Below are 15,279 nucleotides of genomic sequence, written 5' to 3' on the forward strand. Positions count from 1 at the left end.
CAGGAAGGGTCAATGCCATTCAGGCGGCGTCAACAGGAGACTGTTGACAGCTGCCTTGCGTGCCATTATGCTTCTCCGTCTGGGCAGGCCGGTTTCATGGGTCTGCCTATGCATTTGGGGTCTACGGATTGACCTTGTCGGCCTGCGGGAATGCGGGCCGTCTGTATTCAGGGATTTCATGGGGCAAAGCAACCCAGAGGCTTTGTCTGTCGCTCTTTTATCGAAGGAACCTACCGCCATGGCGGACCAAAAGATCCGGATCCGGCTGAAAGCGTTCGATCATCGTCTGATCGACCGTTCGGCCAGCGAGATCGTTGAGACGGCGAAGCGGACCGGCGCGCAAGTGCGTGGCCCGATCCCGCTGCCGACCAAGATCGAGCGTTACACCATCCTCGTCTCCCCGCACGTCGACAAGGACGCGCGTGACCAGTACGAGACCCGCACGCACAAGCGCGTGCTCGATATCGTTGACCCGAATGACAAGACCGTGGACGCGCTGATGAAGCTCGAACTGGCTGCCGGCGTCGACGTTCAGATCAAGCTGACCTGAGGACTACGACCATGACGAAGAAATATTCGTTGGGCTTCGTGGGCCGCAAGGCTGGCATGAGCCGCGTGTTCACCGAAGATGGCCGTTCCATCCCGGTGACCCTGATCGAAGCAACCCCCAACCGCATCGCGCAGATCAAGACCGTCGAAGCTGACGGCTACAGCGCCGTGCAGGTGACCGTCGGCGCGCGTCGCGCTGCCCTGGTCAACAAGCCGGAAGCCGGCCACTTCGCCAAGGCGAAGGTGGAAGCGGGTCGTGGCCTGTGGGAATTCCGCGTTGAAGACGCCCAGCTCGGCGATTTCGCCGTCGGTGGCGAAGTCAAGGCGGACATCTTTGAAGTCGGCCAGATCGTCGACGTCCAGGGTGTCACCAAGGGTAAGGGCTTCCAGGGCACCATCAAGCGCTACAACTTCCGCATGGGTGACGCTACCCACGGCAACTCGCTGTCGCATCGCGCGCCGGGTTCGCTGGGTCAGCGCCAGACGCCCGGCCGCGTGTTCCCGGGCAAGAAGATGTCCGGTCACATGGGTTCGGTGCAGCAGAGCACCCAGAACCTGGAAGTTGTCAAGGTCGACGTCGAGCGCGGTCTGATCGCAGTTCGCGGCGCCGTTCCGGGCGCGGCGGGTGGCGACGTGATCGTCCGTCCGGCGAGCAAGGCATAAGGAGAGATGACGATGGAACTCGTTATCACGGGTAGCAATAACAAGGTCTCGGTCTCCGACGCCGTGTTCGGTCGCGATTTCAGCGAAGATCTGGTTCACCAGGTCGTCGTTGCTTACCGCAACGCCGGTCGCGCCGGCACCAAGGCGCAGAAGACTCGCTCCGAAGTGGCAGGTACCACCAAGAAGTCGAAGAAGCAGAAGGGCGGCGGCGCGCGTCATGGCGCACTGACGGCTCCGATCTTCGTCGGCGGCGGTGTCACCTTCGCGGCAAAGCCGCGCAGCTTCGAGCAGAAGGTCAATCGTAAGCAGTACCGTGCCGCCATGTGCGCGATCCTGTCCGAGCTGAACCGTCAGGGCCGTCTGACCATCGTGGAGTCCTTCGATGTCGAAGCGACCAACACGAAGGGTCTGATCGCCAAGCTGGCCGGCCTGGAAGTGGGCAAGCGCCCGCTGATCGTCACTGAAGAAGCCTCCGAGCACCTGTACCTGTCGGCGCGCAACATTCCCTACGTGGAAGTGCGTGACGTCCAGGGCCTGGATCCGGTGTCGCTGGTCGGTGCCGACACGGTCGTCATCACCGCTGACGCGGTCAAGAAGGTCGAGGAGTGGCTGGCATGAACAGCAACGAAAAAATCTTCAGCGTGCTGCTCGCCCCGCGTGTCTCCGAAAAGACCGCGCGCCTGCAGGAACTCTCCAATCAGTACGTCTTCGAAATTTCGAACGAAGCCACCAAGGCCGATGTAAAGGCCGCGGTTGAGCAGCTGTTCGACGTCAAGGTCGAAGCAGTCAACGTGGTCAACGTCAAGGGCAAGAACAAGTCCTTCCGTAACCGTGCTGGCCGCCGCGGCGATTGGCGCAAGGCGTACGTTCGCCTGGCCGACGGCCAGTCGATCGATGTAACGGCCAAGGCCTGAGGTACATCCCATGCCATTGATGAAATTCAAGCCCACTTCTCCCGGCCGCCGTTCGGCCGTGCGCGTGGTTACTCCCGACCTGTACAAGGGCGCTCCGCATGCCCCGCTGGTCGAGTCGCAGAGCCGTTCGGGTGGTCGCAACCACCACGGCCGCATCACCGTGCGTCACGTCGGTGGTGGCCACAAGCAGCACTACCGCCTGATTGACTTCAAGCGCAACAAGCTGGGCATCCCGGCGCGCGTGGAACGCATCGAGTACGATCCGAACCGCACCGCCCACATCGCCCTGCTGTGCTACGTCGACGGCGAGCGCCGCTACATCATCGCCCCGAAGGGTCTGAAGGCTGGTGATCAGGTGATCGCTGGTTCGGATGCTCCGATCAAGGCGGGCAACACCCTGCCGCTGCGCAACATCCCGGTCGGTACCACCATCCACTGCATCGAGCTGAAGCCGGGCAAGGGCGCTCAGATCGCCCGCGCTGCAGGTGCTGCCGTGCAGCTGGTTGCTCGTGAAGGCATCTACGCCACCCTGCGCCTGCGCTCGGGTGAAATGCGCAAGGTTCCGGTCGAGTGCTGCGCGACCATCGGCGAAGTCGGCAACGACGAGCACAGCCTGGAAAAGCTGGGCAAGGCCGGTGCCAAGCGCTGGCGCGGCGTCCGCCCGACCGTTCGTGGTGCTGCCATGAACCCGGTTGACCACCCGCACGGTGGTGGTGAGGCGAAGGCCGGCCAGGGTAACCCGCATCCGGTCACCCCGTGGGGTGTTCCGACCAAGGGTTACAAGACGCGCCATAACAAGCGCACTCAGCAGTTCATCGTCCGCGATCGTAGGGGCTAATCGACCATGGCACGTTCACTCAAGAAGGGCCCGTTTGTCGATCACCACCTGGTTGCTAAGGTGGCTGCCGCTGCGGGTAGCAAGCGTCCGATCAAGACCTGGTCGCGTCGTTCGATGATCCTGCCTGACATGGTAGGCGTCACCATTGCCGTGCATAACGGCAAGAACCACATCCCGGTTCTCGTCAACGAGAACATGGTCGGCCACAAGCTCGGCGAATTTGCCATCACCCGGACCTTCAAGGGTCACGGTGGTGACAAGAAGTCGGGCAAGTAAGGAGAGATGACAATGGAAGCGAAAGCCATCCTGCGCACCGCGCGCATCTCCCCGCAGAAGGCACGTCTGGTCGCTGACCAGGTGCGCGGTCTGCCGGCCGAGCGTGCCGTCAACCTGCTGAAGTTCTCGGACAAGAAGGCTGCCCACCTGATCAAGAAGGTGGTGGAGTCGGCTATTGCAAATGCCGAGAACAACCAGGGCGCCGACGTCGACGAGCTGAAGGTTCAGACCATCATGGTAGATGAAGGTCCGACCCTGAAGCGTTTCATGGCGCGGGCGAAAGGCCGCGGTACCCGCATCCTCAAGCGCACCAGCCACATCACTGTGGTTGTGGGCGCCGCCAAGTAAGCGGATAAGGAAAAGACCATGGGTCATAAAGTTCATCCGATTGGTATCCGCCTCGGCATTTCCAAGGACTGGAACTCCAAGTGGTACGCCAACAAGGCCGAGTTCGCTGGTTACCTGGCAGCCGACCTGAAAGTGCGCGACATGCTGCGCAAGAAGCTGGCTCAGGCCGGCATCAGCAAGATCCTGATCGAGCGTCCGGCCAAGACCGCTCGCGTGACGATCCACACCGCCCGTCCGGGCGTGGTGATCGGCAAGCGCGGTGAGGACATCGAGAAGCTGCGCAAGGAAGTGAGCGAGATGATGGGCGTCCCGGCGCACATCAACGTCACCGAAGTGCGCAAGCCCGAGCTGGACGCACAGCTGGTTGCCGAATCGATCGCGCAGCAGCTGGAGCGTCGCATCATGTTCCGCCGTGCAATGAAGCGCTCGGTCGGCAACGCGATGCGCCTGGGTGCCCTGGGCATCAAGGTCAACGTCGGTGGCCGCCTCAACGGTGCAGAAATCGCCCGCTCGGAGTGGTACCGCGAAGGCCGCGTGCCGCTGCACACGCTGCGTGCCGACATCGACTATGGCTTCGCTGAAGCCAAGACGACCTACGGCATCATCGGCATCAAGGTCTGGATCTACAAGGGCGAGGTCTTCGATTTCTCCCAGGTTGGCCAGGAAAAGCAGGACGACACCCCGTCGCGCAACGATCGTCATGATCGCGGCGACCGCGGTGACCGTCAGCGCCCGGCTCGTGAAGCGAGGTAACGACAATGTTGCAACCCAAGCGAACCAAGTACCGCAAGGTGCACAAGGGCCGTAACGAAGGCCTCAGCTGGAGCGCAAACGCTGTCAGCTTTGGCGAGTACGGCCTGAAGGCAACCGCCCACGGTCAGCTGACCGCGCGTCAGATCGAAGCGGCTCGCCGTTCGATCAGCCGCTACGTGAAGCGCGGCGGCAAGATGTGGATCCGAGTGTTCCCCGACAAGCCCATCACCAAGAAGCCCATCGAAGTTCGAATGGGTTCGGGTAAGGGCAACGTGGAATACTGGGTGGCCCAGATCCAGCCCGGCCGCATGATCTATGAAATCGAGGGTGTTACCGAGGAAGTGGCACGCGAGGCGTTCCGCCTGGCCGCTGCCAAGCTCTCGGTCACCACCACTTTCGTGACCCGGACGGTGCGCTGATGGATATCAAAACTCTCCGTGAAAAGTCGGCTGACGACCTCAAGGCCCACCTGATCGACCTGCGTAAGGAACAGTTCTCTGTCCGTATGCAGCAGGTCACCGGCCAGCTGCCGAAGACACACGACATCCGCCGGGTGCGTCGCGAAATTGCTCGCGTCAAGACCCTGCTCGGCAGCACGAAGTAAGGATGGCCGCTATGAGCGACAATACTGAAAACAAAGCGCTGCGCACGGTCGAAGGCCGTGTCGTCAGCAACAAGATGGACAAGACGGTTACCGTCCTGGTCGAGCGTCAGGTCAAGCACGCACTGTACGGCAAGTACATCAAGCGCTCGACGAAGCTGCACGCCCACGATGCCGACAACGCCTGCAAGGAAGGCGATGTCGTCCGCGTGACCGAGATTGCTCCGATGTCCAAGACCAAGAACTGGCGCGTGGTGGAAGTCATCACGCGTGCGGCTGAATAAGGAGTCTGAATCATGATCCAGATGCAGAGCTACCTTGACGTCGCCGACAATTCTGGTGCCAAGCGAGTGATGTGCTTCAAGGTGCTGGGTGGTTCCAAGCGCCGTTACGCCGGCATCGGCGACATCATCAAGGTCACCGTGAAGGATGCGATTCCGCGCGGCAAGGTCAAGAAGGGTGAAGTGTATGACGCCGTCGTGGTGCGTACCCGCAAGGGTGTGCGTCGCGCCGACGGCTCGCTGATCCGCTTCGACGGCAACGCTGCCGTTCTGCTTAACAACAAGCAGGAGCCGATCGGGACCCGTATCTTCGGGCCGGTGACTCGTGAACTTCGTTCGGAGAAGTTCATGAAGATCGTCTCGCTCGCTCCCGAAGTGCTGTGAGCGACAGGAGATAATCATGGCTAACCGTATCAAGAAGGGCGACCAGGTTGTCGTCAACGCTGGCAAGGACAAGGGTAAGCAGGGCGAAGTCGTCCGCGTCGATGGCGACCGTCTGGTCGTCGCCAACGTGAACATCGTCAAGCGCCACACCAAGCCGAACCCGCAGGCAGGTGTTGCCGGCGGCGTGGTCGAGCGTGAAGCGTCGATCCATATCTCCAACGTGAATGTGCTGAACCCGGCTTCGGGCAAGGGCGAGCGCGTTGGCTTCAAGGTGCTGGAGGATGGACGCAAACTGCGTGTGTTCCGCTCCAGCGGTGAGGCGCTCGACGCCTGAGGAATGAGAAGATGACTTCCCGTCTCGAAAAGTTTTACAAGGAAGAAGTGGTGCCGGCGCTGATGAAGCAGTTCGGTTACACCAATTCCATGCAGGTGCCGAAGCTGGTCAAAGTCACCCTGAACATGGGTGTCGGCGAAGCGGCCACCAACAAGAAGATCCTGGAAAACGCCGTTGGCGACATGACCAAGATCTCGGGCCAGAAGCCGATCGTCACCAAGTCGCGTATCTCGGTGGCATCGTTCAAGATCCGTGATGGTTGGCCGATCGGCTGCAAGACCACGCTGCGTCGCCACAAGATGTACGAGTTCCTGGACCGCCTGATCAACATCTCGCTGCCGCGCGTGCGCGACTTCCGTGGTGTTTCCGGTCGTTCCTTCGACGGTCGCGGCAACTTCAACATGGGTGTGAAGGAACAGATCATCTTCCCGGAAATCGACTTCGACGCTGTCGACGCGATCCGCGGTATGGATATCGCCATCACCACCACTGCGAAGACCGACGCGGAAGCGAAGGCGCTGCTGGCAGCGTTCAAGTTCCCGTTCCGTAACTGATTCGTCGAGGAAACCGAAATGGCAAAGACCTCCATGGTCAACCGCGACATCAAGCGGAAGAAGCTGGCTGAAAAGTTCGCTGTCAAGCGTGCTGCTCTGAAGAAGATCGTGTCCTCCCCGGACGCGAGCTACGAAGAGAAGATCGAGGCCGCCACCAAGTTGTCGAAGCTGCCGCGCGATTCGTCGCCGAGCCGCCACCGCAACCGTTGCGAACTGTCTGGCCGCCCGCGTGGCGTGTACAGCAAGTTCGGCCTGGGTCGCAACAAGCTGCGCGAAGCCACCATGCGTGGCGACGTTCCGGGCCTGCGCAAGGCCAGCTGGTAATCCCAGCCGGTCCTGCCAGCGAGGGCGCCTTCGGGGGCCCTCGCAGCCGGGGAGGGGGAGCGTTCAGCTTTCCCTCTGCAAAAAACCGAAGAGCCCGACGCAAGTCGGGCTCTTTTGGCGTATACTCCCGCGTCTTGCTCTGCGCAACGCGTAGGGGAGGGGGCCTGGCCCGTTTCCAGGAGACAACAGATTTTCGCGAAAGCGGATATCGGTGCACTCAAAGGTACTCATATGAGCATGACTGATCCCATCGCCGACCTGCTGGTCCGCATCAAGAATGCGGCAGCGGTTGGCAAGCAGACGGTGAAAGCCCCGTCGTCCAAGATCAAGGTTGCGATCGCCCAGGTCCTGAAGGACGAGGGTTACATCGCCGACCTGCGCGTGACCGCGCTCGAGAACAACAAGTCCGAGCTGGAAATCGTGCTGAAGTATTTCGAAGGCAAGCCGGTCATCGCGACCCTGAAGCGCTTCTCGCGTTCGGGCCTGCGCCAGTACCGCGGCAAGAGCGAACTGCCGAAGGTCATGAACGGCCTGGGCATTTCCATCATTTCCACCTCCAAGGGCATCATGACTGATGCGCAGGCGCGCCAGTTGGGCGTCGGCGGCGAAGTCCTGTGCTTCGTGGCCTAAGGCGAAAGGAGTAGACCATGTCCCGTGTAGCCAAGAAGCCGATCGACCTGGGTAAGGTTGAACTGAACGTCCAGAACGACAACGTCATCGCCAAGGGCCCGAAGGGCACCCTGTCGCTGGCCAAGCCGGCTGGTATCAACATCAATGTCGAAAACGGCGTTGCCACCCTGAGCACCGACAACGTGGACCTGATCCCGCTGACCGGTACCGTCCGCGCCATCCTGTCCAACATGGTCAAGGGTGTTTCCGAAGGCTTCGAGCGCAAGCTGGAGCTGGTCGGCGTGGGTTACCGTGCTGCGATGCAGGGCAAGGACCTCAGCCTGTCGCTGGGCTACTCGCACCCGATCGTGTTCGTGGCGCCGGAAGGCATCACCATCACCACCCCGACCCAGACCGAAATCCTGGTGCAGGGCGCTGACAAGCAGGCCGTCGGTGAAGCTGCCGCCAAGATCCGTGCGTTCCGCAAGCCGGAGCCGTACAAGGGCAAGGGCGTGAAGTACTCCGACGAAGTCATCATCCGTAAGGAAGCCAAGAAGGCGTAAGCGCGAGTCCCTCGCAAGAGCCCGCAGATCCATGTGCGGACTTTCCAGGGAAAAGCCCAACCTTCAGCTTTCAAGGAAAAAACATCATGAACAAGAACATCGCCCGCCTGCGTCGCGCCAAGTCGACCCGTGCCCACATCCGTGTGCTCGGTGTGGCCCGCCTGTCGGTGCTGCGCACCGGCCAGCACCTGTACGCACAGGTCTTCACCGCTGACGGCTCGAAGGTGCTGGCTGCTGCCAACACCACCCAGGCCGACATCAAGGAAGGCCTGAAGAACGGCAAGAACGCCGATGCCGCCGCCAAGGTTGGCCGCATCGTCGCTGAGCGCGCCAAGGCCGCCGGCGTCGAGAAGGTTGCCTTCGATCGTTCGGGTTACCGTTACCACGGCCGCATCAAGGCCCTGGCTGACGCTGCCCGCGAAGCCGGCCTGCAGTTCTAAGGGATCAGGGCAGGGGGCTTCGGCCCCCATGTCCGCCTGCTCGCCAGCCTGAGTGAGGCTGGGCGGCGCCGCTCTTCTGCAGCGGCCCACCGCAACAACGCACCACTCCACAACCATAAGCGGCCTCGAGCCGTACATAACCCAACAACCAAGGAATAAACATGGCAGAAGAACGTCAGCAGCGGGGTCGCGATCGCGACCGTAACCGCGAAGAGAAAGTCGACGACGGCATGATCGAAAAGCTGGTCGCGGTCAACCGCGTCAGCAAGACCGTCAAGGGTGGCCGTCAGTTCACCTTCACCGCCCTGACTGTTGTCGGCGACGGCGAAGGCAAGGTCGGTTTCGGTTATGGCAAGGCCCGCGAAGTGCCGGTCGCCATCCAGAAGTCGATGGAGCAGGCTCGCAAGAACCAGGTCACCGTCGATCTGAACAACGGCACCCTGTGGCACACCATCAAGGATGGTCACGGCGCAGCGCGCGTGTTCATGCAGCCGGCTTCCGAAGGTACCGGCGTCATTGCCGGTGGTGCCATGCGCGCCGTGCTGGAAGCAGTGGGCGTGAAGAACGTGCTGGCCAAGGCCACCGGTTCGCGCAACCCGATCAACCTGGTGCGTGCCACCGTGAAGGGCCTGACTGCAGCGCAGTCGCCGGCTCGTATCGCGGCCAAGCGCGGCAAGAAGGTGGAGGATCTCAACCATGGCTAATGAAACCACCAAGACCGTCAAGGTCCGTCTGGTTCGCGGCCTGCGTGGTGCCCAGGCGCGTCATCGCCTGTCGGTGCGTGCGCTGGGTCTGGGCAAGCTGAACGATGTGCGTGAACTGAAGGACAGCCCGCAGGTTCGCGGCCTGATCAACAAGGTCCACTACCTCGTCAAGGTTGAGGAATAATCCAATGACCATGCATCTGAATGAATTGAGCCCGGCACCGGGCGCCCGCAAGGAACGTACCCGCGTCGGTCGCGGTATCGGTTCCGGCCTGGGCAAGACCTGCGGCCGCGGCCACAAGGGTTCGTTCGCCCGCAAGGGTGGCGGCAAGATCAAGGCTGGCTTCGAAGGCGGCCAGACCCCCATGCAGCGTCGTCTGCCGAAGATCGGCTTCCGTTCGCCGATCGCCAAGGACACCGCTGAAGTGCTGCTGTACCAGCTGGACAAGCTGCCGGCCGGCGAGATCGACTTCGCTGCCCTGCGTGCTGCCAAGCTGGTCCCGAGCACTGCCAAGAAGGCCAAGGTCGTCGTCAAGGGCGAAGTGACCAAGGCGTTCACCCTGAAGGGTGTTGCTGCCACGGCTGGTGCCAAGGCTGCGATCGAAGCTGCCGGCGGCAGCGTAACGGAGTAAGAGAATCATGGCGCAAGCTGGCATCGGTAACCTCGCGGGCGGAATGGGCAAGTTCACTGAACTTCGCCAACGTTTGCTGTTCGTCGTCGGGGCTTTGATCGTCTATCGCATCGGCTGCTACGTGCCGGTGCCGGGCGTCAATCCCGATGCCATGCTTGCCATGATGCAACAGCAGGGCGGCGGCATCGTGGACATGTTCAACATGTTCTCGGGCGGCGCCCTGCACCGTTTCAGCATTTTCGCGCTGAACGTGATGCCGTACATTTCGGCATCGATCGTGATGCAGCTGGCTGTGCACATCTTCCCCGCCTTGAAGGCGATGCAGAAGGAAGGTGAGTCCGGCCGCCGCAAGATCACCCAGTATTCGCGCATTGGCGCCGTGCTGCTCGCAGTGGTGCAGGGCGGTTCGATCGCGCTGGCGCTGCAGGGCCAGGTGTCGCCGACCGGCGCACCGGTCGTGTACATGCCGGGCATGGGCTTCGTGCTCACTGCCGTGGTCGCACTGACCGCCGGCACCATGTTCCTGATGTGGGTTGGTGAGCAGGTGACCGAGCGCGGCATCGGCAACGGCGTCTCGCTGATCATCTTCGCCGGTATCGTGGCGGGCCTGCCGGGTGCGGTCATCCACACCTTCGACGCCTACCGCGACGGCAACATCCAGTTCATCCAGCTGCTGCTGATCGCCATCGTCGTGCTCGCCTTCACCTTCTTCGTGGTGTTCGTCGAACGCGGCCAGCGCCGGATCACGGTGAATTACGCGCGCCGCCAGGGCGGTCGCAACGCGTACATGAACCAGACCTCGTTCCTGCCGCTGAAGCTGAACATGGCCGGCGTCATTCCGGCGATCTTCGCCTCGAGCCTGCTGGCCTTCCCGGCCACCCTGGCCATGTGGTCCGGCCAGGCGGCCAACCAGAGCACCTTTGGCCAGACCCTGCAGAAGGTCGCCAATGCCCTGGGTCCGGGCGAGCCGCTGCACATGATCGTGTTCGCTGCGCTGATCACCGGTTTCGCGTTCTTCTATACCGCGCTGGTGTTCAACTCGCAGGAAACCGCCGACAACCTGAAGAAGTCGGGCGCGCTGATTCCGGGCATCCGTCCGGGCAAGGCCACCGCCGACTACATCGACGGCGTGCTGACCCGACTGACTGCTGCCGGTTCGGCCTACCTGGTGATCGTCTGCCTGCTGCCGGAACTGATGCGCACGCAGTTGAATGCCTCGTTCTACTTCGGCGGTACTTCGCTGTTGATCGTGGTGGTGGTGGTGATGGACTTCATCGCCCAGGTGCAGGCGCACCTGATGTCCCACCAGTACGAGAGCCTGCTGAAGAAGGCCAACCTGAAGGGCGGCAACCGCGGCGGTTTTGCTCGCGGCTGATTAGCCTGCTATACTTTCGTCTTCCTGACGTGATGGTCCTCCGCTTCGCGGACTCTGGCCACACAAACGAAGGGCGGCCCCCGCAGCGGTTCCGGGTGGGGGTGTGATGAGGTGGTCCCGCGCTGGAGTAGCGCGGGCGGCCCGGGAGGCAACTCCAGGTCCAACCCCATCCGGCGCCGGAGCCTGGGCACACTCCCCGGGCCGGGTTCATGAAACCTCTGGTTTCACGGGCTTCCAAGTAAACCGGAACCTTGTTAGTATCACTGGTTCACTTTTTTGATCCATCCTGCCGGATCGGCGTGCCTTGAGCGCGCTGTCGGCCATCACTCAGCTGGAGAACCGCGTCATGGCGCGTATTGCAGGCGTCAACCTGCCAGCCCAGAAGCATGTCTGGGTCGGGTTGCAAAGCATTTACGGCATCGGCCGTACCCGTTCGAAGAAGGTCTGCGAAGTCGCAGGCGTCACTTCGACCACCAAGATCCGCGATCTGTCGGAGCCGGAAATCGAGCGCCTGCGCGCCGAAGTCGGCAAGTACATCGTGGAAGGCGATCTGCGCCGTGAAATCGGTATCGCGATCAAGCGCCTGATGGACCTGGGCTGCTACCGCGGCCTGCGTCACCGTCGCGGTCTGCCGCTGCGTGGCCAGCGCACCCGTACCAACGCCCGCACCCGCAAGGGCCCGCGCAAGGCGATCAGGAAGTAAGGGACATATAAATGGCTAAGCCTGCTGCTAAGACCAAGAAGAAGATCAAGCGCGTCGTCACCGACGGCGTTGCCCACGTCCACGCTTCGTTCAACAACACCATCGTGACCATCACCGACCGTCAGGGCAACGCTCTGTCGTGGGCGACCTCCGGTGGCGCTGGCTTCCGCGGTTCGCGCAAGTCGACCCCGTTCGCAGCCCAGGTGGCTGCTGAAAAGGCCGGTCGTGCTGCGCTGGACTACGGCGTGAAGTCGCTGGAAGTCCGCATCAAGGGTCCGGGTCCGGGCCGTGAGTCGGCCGTGCGTTCGTTGAACAACGTCGGCTACAAGATCACCAACATCATCGACGTGACGCCTATCCCGCACAACGGGTGCCGTCCGCCGAAGAAGCGTCGCGTCTAAAGGGAGCGATAAGAAATGGCTCGTTATATCGGTCCTACCTGTAAGCTCGCCCGTCGCGAAGGCGCCGACCTGTCCCTGAAGAGCCCGGCGCGTGCGCTGGATTCCAAGTGCAAGTTGGAGCAGAAGCCCGGCCAGCATGGCGCCACTGCCCGTAAGGGCAAGCTGTCCGACTACGCTACCCAGCTGCGTGAAAAGCAGAAGGTCAAGCGTATCTACGGTCTGCTGGAGCGTCAGTTCCGCAACTACTACAAGAAGGCCTCGACCAAGAAGGGCAACACCGGCGAGAACCTCCTGCAGCTGCTGGAAACCCGCCTGGACAACGTTGTCTACCGCATGGGCTTCGCCGTGACCCGTCCGGCTGCCCGTCAGCTGGTGTCGCACCGCGGCGTCACCGTGAATGGCAAGTCGGTCAACCTGGCCTCGTACCAGGTCAAGGCTGGCGACGCCATCGCCCTGTCTGAAAAGGCTGCCAAGCAGCTGCGCGTCCAGGAAGCCCTGACCGTCGCCGCCCAGCATGACCTGAGCCCGTCGTGGGTTGAAGTGGATTCCGGCAAGTTCTCCGGCATCTTCAAGGCTGTTCCGGATCGTTCGGATCTGCCTGCGGACATCAACGAAGCGCTGATCGTCGAGCTGTATTCGAAGTAATTCACATTGGAGAGCCCCCGGCGACGGCCGGGGGTTCACTAGGAGAACCCGCAACATGACGGTTACCGCCAACCAGGTTCTGCGTCCTCGCGGTCCGCAGATCGAACGCATTACCGACACCCGTGCAAAGGTCGTTATCGAACCTTTGGAGCGGGGTTACGGGCATACGCTGGGTAATGCCCTGCGTCGCGTGCTGCTGTCGTCCATCCCGGGCTTCGCCATCACGGAAGTCGAAATCGACGGCGTGTTGCACGAGTACACCACGGTCGAAGGTCTGCAGGAGGATGTGCTGGAAGTCCTGCTGAACCTGAAGGACGTGGCCATCCGTATGCACTCTGGCGACAACGCGACTCTGTCCCTGTCCAAGCAGGGTCCGGGCGTTGTCACCGCTGCCGACATCAAGGTCGACCACAATGTGGAGATCTTGAACGGCGACCACGTGATCTGCCACCTGACCAAGGACACGGCAGTGAACATGCGTCTGAAGATCGAGCGTGGTTTCGGCTATCAGCCGGCTGCTGCGCGTCGTCGTCCGGACGAAGAAACCCGTGCCATCGGCCGCCTGGTCCTGGATGCCTCGTTCTCGCCGGTCCGCCGTGTCGCCTATGCCGTGGAAGCGGCTCGTGTCGAACAGCGCACCGATCTGGACAAGCTGGTCATCGATATCGAGACCAACGGCACCATCGACGCCGAAGAAGCAGTGCGTACCGCTGCCGACATCCTCAGCGATCAGCTGTCGGTGTTCGGTGACTTCACCCACCGCGACCGCGGTGCGGCGAAGCCGGCCAACAACGGCGTGGATCCGGTGCTGCTGCGCCCGATCGACGATCTGGAGCTGACCGTGCGTTCGGCCAACTGCCTGAAGGCCGAGAGCATCTACTACATCGGCGATCTGATCCAGAAGACCGAAGTCGAGCTGCTGAAGACCCCGAACCTGGGTAAGAAGTCGCTCACCGAGATCAAGGAAGTGCTGGCCCAGCGTGGCCTGTCGCTCGGCATGAAGCTGGAGAACTGGCCGCCGGCCGGCGTCGCCAGCCACGGCATGCTGGGCTGATACAGCCTTTCTGCAAGACTGCATGGCCCCGTCGGCAACGACGGGGCCATTGCACCAAGGCAATACCGCCACGACGAACGAAGGTTCGCGGGCAGGTCGTCCAGGACGGATGGCCAGGACCAACCGCAGTCCGAGCAGCAGCGCCAGGAAGGCGACAACGATCCGCAAAGCCACATCATTAACCAAGGAATATCACCATGCGTCACCAGAAATCCGGCCGTAAGTTCAGCCGTACCAGCGCCCACCGCGAAGCGATGTTCAAGAACATGGCCGCCTCGCTGTTCAAGCACGAGCTGATCAAGACCACCCTGCCGAAGGCCAAGGAACTGCGCCGCGTCGCCGAGCCGCTGATCACCCTGGCCAAGGTCGATTCCGTCGCCAACCGTCGTCTGGCCTTCGCCCGCCTGCGCGACAACGAAGCCGTCGGCAACCTGTTCACCATCCTGGGCCCGCGCTACGCGACCCGTCCGGGCGGCTACCTGCGCCTGCTGAAGTGCGGCTTCCGCGCCGGCGACAACGCGCCGATGGCCTACGTCGAACTGGTTGACCGTCCGGTCGTGGCTGAAGCCGTCGAAGAGTAATCGACGCGCGACACCCGTCATTCGGTGAAGAACCCGGCCTCGTGCCGGGTTTTTCCGTTTCTGGGGTGGCAGAGCCCTTTGCATCCGCAAAGGGATCCGAGCCCGCACCGTTCCGACGGGCGCGACGTTGTGGCGGTTCGAACGGCGCGCAGTCTCGGTTACGCTTGCGGTCCGTACTACACGAGCGTTGCCGATGAATCCTCTGCGCTGGCCTTTCCGTGCCCAGTTCCTGCTGGGCTTCCTGATCTGCGCGGGCCTGCTGGGCTACGCCATCTTCCTGCAGTTGAAGATGGGCCTGGAGCCGTGTCCGCTGTGCATCTTCCAGCGCCTGGCATTTGTCGCCCTGGGCCTGCTGTTCCTGATCGGTGCCCTGCATGGGCCATCCAACCGTCCGGGACGGGCGACCTACGGCATCCTCGCGTTCATCGCCGCTGCCGTGGGCGTTGGCATCGCCGCTCGCCACGTCTACGTGCAGATGCTGCCGCCGGAGATGGGGGCGACCTGTGGCCCGCCGCTGGCCTTCCTGCGCGAGACCATGGGGCCGCTGGAAGTGTTCCGTACCGTGCTGACCGGCACCGGCAACTGCGGCAACATCGACTGGACCTTCCTCGGCCTGACCATGCCGATGTGGTCGGGCGTGTGGTTCGTGCTGCTGGCGTTGTGGGCGTTGGTTGTGTCGCTGCGCAAGGTCAAGCGCTGATCCAGTCTGGAGCCACGCATGGCGTGGCTCTACTGGGTTCCGGTAGTGCCGGC

General features: G+C 62.3%; 28 protein-coding genes. All 28 read left to right on the forward strand.

Annotation, left to right across the window (positions count from 1 at the left end; all coding sequences use genetic code 11):
* Positions 1–238: 238 nt before the first annotated feature.
* Positions 239–550 carry a 30S ribosomal protein S10 gene (rpsJ, locus tag GIW57_RS08405; protein WP_010341589.1) on the forward strand — a complete coding sequence of 104 codons (312 nt, stop codon included), beginning with the start codon at positions 239–241 and terminating at the stop codon, positions 548–550.
* An 11-nt stretch (positions 551–561) separates the two neighbouring features.
* Positions 562–1,212, forward strand: coding sequence for a 50S ribosomal protein L3 (rplC, locus tag GIW57_RS08410; protein WP_049470484.1), 651 nt, complete (start codon positions 562–564; stop codon positions 1,210–1,212).
* Positions 1,213–1,224: 12 nt separating this feature from the next.
* The gene (gene rplD, locus GIW57_RS08415; RefSeq protein ID WP_099819138.1) at positions 1,225–1,830 is read left to right on the forward strand and encodes a 50S ribosomal protein L4; all 606 of its coding nucleotides are present in this window, start codon (positions 1,225–1,227) and stop codon (positions 1,828–1,830) included.
* Positions 1,827–2,126, forward strand: a complete 300-nt coding sequence (gene rplW / locus GIW57_RS08420; RefSeq protein WP_025879303.1) for a 50S ribosomal protein L23 — start codon at positions 1,827–1,829, stop codon at positions 2,124–2,126. The genes rplD and rplW overlap by 4 nt, the downstream gene beginning before the upstream one ends.
* A gap of 10 nt (positions 2,127–2,136) precedes the next feature.
* Positions 2,137–2,964 (forward strand): 50S ribosomal protein L2, encoded by an 828-nt coding sequence (rplB, locus tag GIW57_RS08425; protein ID WP_099819139.1) that lies wholly within the window; start codon positions 2,137–2,139, stop codon positions 2,962–2,964.
* Between the two features lie 6 nt (positions 2,965–2,970).
* Positions 2,971–3,240: a 30S ribosomal protein S19 gene (gene rpsS / locus GIW57_RS08430; RefSeq protein WP_004145340.1), complete on the forward strand. Its 270-nt coding sequence runs from the start codon at positions 2,971–2,973 to the stop codon at positions 3,238–3,240.
* 12 nt (positions 3,241–3,252) lie between these two features.
* Positions 3,253–3,588: a 50S ribosomal protein L22 gene (gene rplV / locus GIW57_RS08435; RefSeq protein WP_004145348.1), complete on the forward strand. Its 336-nt coding sequence runs from the start codon at positions 3,253–3,255 to the stop codon at positions 3,586–3,588.
* 18 nt (positions 3,589–3,606) lie between these two features.
* Complete coding sequence (gene rpsC, locus GIW57_RS08440; protein ID WP_005415414.1) at positions 3,607–4,341, forward strand: 30S ribosomal protein S3; 735 nt, start codon at positions 3,607–3,609, stop codon at positions 4,339–4,341.
* Between the two features lie 5 nt (positions 4,342–4,346).
* A complete protein-coding gene (gene rplP, locus GIW57_RS08445) occupies positions 4,347–4,760 on the forward strand; it encodes a 50S ribosomal protein L16 (RefSeq protein WP_025879305.1) in 414 nt (137 codons plus the stop codon).
* On the forward strand, positions 4,760–4,945 hold the full coding sequence (gene rpmC / locus GIW57_RS08450) for a 50S ribosomal protein L29 (protein WP_025879306.1): 186 nt from the start codon (positions 4,760–4,762) through the stop codon (positions 4,943–4,945). The genes rplP and rpmC overlap by 1 nt, the downstream gene beginning before the upstream one ends.
* 11 nt (positions 4,946–4,956) lie before the next feature.
* Positions 4,957–5,226 carry a 30S ribosomal protein S17 gene (gene rpsQ, locus GIW57_RS08455; protein WP_004145355.1) on the forward strand — a complete coding sequence of 90 codons (270 nt, stop codon included), beginning with the start codon at positions 4,957–4,959 and terminating at the stop codon, positions 5,224–5,226.
* A 12-nt stretch (positions 5,227–5,238) separates the two neighbouring features.
* Entirely contained in the window at positions 5,239–5,607 is a 369-nt protein-coding gene (gene rplN / locus GIW57_RS08460; protein ID WP_025879307.1) for a 50S ribosomal protein L14, read from the forward strand.
* A 16-nt stretch (positions 5,608–5,623) separates the two neighbouring features.
* Positions 5,624–5,941, forward strand: coding sequence for a 50S ribosomal protein L24 (rplX, locus tag GIW57_RS08465; protein WP_025879308.1), 318 nt, complete (start codon positions 5,624–5,626; stop codon positions 5,939–5,941).
* A gap of 11 nt (positions 5,942–5,952) precedes the next feature.
* Positions 5,953–6,495, forward strand: coding sequence for a 50S ribosomal protein L5 (gene rplE, locus GIW57_RS08470; protein ID WP_025879309.1), 543 nt, complete (start codon positions 5,953–5,955; stop codon positions 6,493–6,495).
* An 18-nt stretch (positions 6,496–6,513) separates the two neighbouring features.
* Entirely contained in the window at positions 6,514–6,819 is a 306-nt protein-coding gene (rpsN, locus tag GIW57_RS08475; RefSeq protein ID WP_032977438.1) for a 30S ribosomal protein S14, read from the forward strand.
* Between the two features lie 231 nt (positions 6,820–7,050).
* Positions 7,051–7,449 carry a 30S ribosomal protein S8 gene (gene rpsH, locus GIW57_RS08480; protein ID WP_025879311.1) on the forward strand — a complete coding sequence of 133 codons (399 nt, stop codon included), beginning with the start codon at positions 7,051–7,053 and terminating at the stop codon, positions 7,447–7,449.
* A gap of 17 nt (positions 7,450–7,466) precedes the next feature.
* Positions 7,467–7,991: a 50S ribosomal protein L6 gene (rplF, locus tag GIW57_RS08485; protein ID WP_089239003.1), complete on the forward strand. Its 525-nt coding sequence runs from the start codon at positions 7,467–7,469 to the stop codon at positions 7,989–7,991.
* A gap of 86 nt (positions 7,992–8,077) precedes the next feature.
* Positions 8,078–8,431, forward strand: coding sequence for a 50S ribosomal protein L18 (gene rplR, locus GIW57_RS08490; protein WP_025879313.1), 354 nt, complete (start codon positions 8,078–8,080; stop codon positions 8,429–8,431).
* 161 nt (positions 8,432–8,592) lie between these two features.
* Complete coding sequence (gene rpsE, locus GIW57_RS08495; RefSeq protein ID WP_025879314.1) at positions 8,593–9,135, forward strand: 30S ribosomal protein S5; 543 nt, start codon at positions 8,593–8,595, stop codon at positions 9,133–9,135.
* Positions 9,128–9,319: a 50S ribosomal protein L30 gene (gene rpmD / locus GIW57_RS08500; protein ID WP_089239005.1), complete on the forward strand. Its 192-nt coding sequence runs from the start codon at positions 9,128–9,130 to the stop codon at positions 9,317–9,319. Before rpsE ends, rpmD begins: the two co-directional genes overlap by 8 nt.
* Before the next feature lie 4 nt (positions 9,320–9,323).
* Positions 9,324–9,767 carry a 50S ribosomal protein L15 gene (rplO, locus tag GIW57_RS08505; protein ID WP_089239007.1) on the forward strand — a complete coding sequence of 148 codons (444 nt, stop codon included), beginning with the start codon at positions 9,324–9,326 and terminating at the stop codon, positions 9,765–9,767.
* A 7-nt stretch (positions 9,768–9,774) separates the two neighbouring features.
* The gene (secY, locus tag GIW57_RS08510) at positions 9,775–11,142 is read left to right on the forward strand and encodes a preprotein translocase subunit SecY (protein WP_025879317.1); all 1,368 of its coding nucleotides are present in this window, start codon (positions 9,775–9,777) and stop codon (positions 11,140–11,142) included.
* A gap of 346 nt (positions 11,143–11,488) precedes the next feature.
* On the forward strand, positions 11,489–11,845 hold the full coding sequence (rpsM, locus tag GIW57_RS08515) for a 30S ribosomal protein S13 (RefSeq protein ID WP_025879318.1): 357 nt from the start codon (positions 11,489–11,491) through the stop codon (positions 11,843–11,845).
* Between the two features lie 11 nt (positions 11,846–11,856).
* Positions 11,857–12,246, forward strand: coding sequence for a 30S ribosomal protein S11 (gene rpsK / locus GIW57_RS08520; RefSeq protein ID WP_004145443.1), 390 nt, complete (start codon positions 11,857–11,859; stop codon positions 12,244–12,246).
* A 15-nt stretch (positions 12,247–12,261) separates the two neighbouring features.
* Positions 12,262–12,891 carry a 30S ribosomal protein S4 gene (rpsD, locus tag GIW57_RS08525; protein WP_025879319.1) on the forward strand — a complete coding sequence of 210 codons (630 nt, stop codon included), beginning with the start codon at positions 12,262–12,264 and terminating at the stop codon, positions 12,889–12,891.
* A gap of 55 nt (positions 12,892–12,946) precedes the next feature.
* The gene (gene rpoA, locus GIW57_RS08530; protein ID WP_025879320.1) at positions 12,947–13,945 is read left to right on the forward strand and encodes a DNA-directed RNA polymerase subunit alpha; all 999 of its coding nucleotides are present in this window, start codon (positions 12,947–12,949) and stop codon (positions 13,943–13,945) included.
* Between the two features lie 197 nt (positions 13,946–14,142).
* On the forward strand, positions 14,143–14,526 hold the full coding sequence (gene rplQ, locus GIW57_RS08535; RefSeq protein ID WP_089239009.1) for a 50S ribosomal protein L17: 384 nt from the start codon (positions 14,143–14,145) through the stop codon (positions 14,524–14,526).
* Positions 14,527–14,719: 193 nt separating this feature from the next.
* Positions 14,720–15,226 carry a disulfide bond formation protein B gene (locus GIW57_RS08540; RefSeq protein ID WP_089239011.1) on the forward strand — a complete coding sequence of 169 codons (507 nt, stop codon included), beginning with the start codon at positions 14,720–14,722 and terminating at the stop codon, positions 15,224–15,226.
* The last annotated feature ends 53 nt before the right edge of the window (positions 15,227–15,279 follow it).

The sequence above is a fragment of the Stenotrophomonas sp. PA-6-5C genome, from assembly GCF_021605635.1.
GTDB classification, from domain to species: Bacteria; Pseudomonadota; Gammaproteobacteria; order Xanthomonadales; family Xanthomonadaceae; genus Stenotrophomonas; species Stenotrophomonas lactitubi.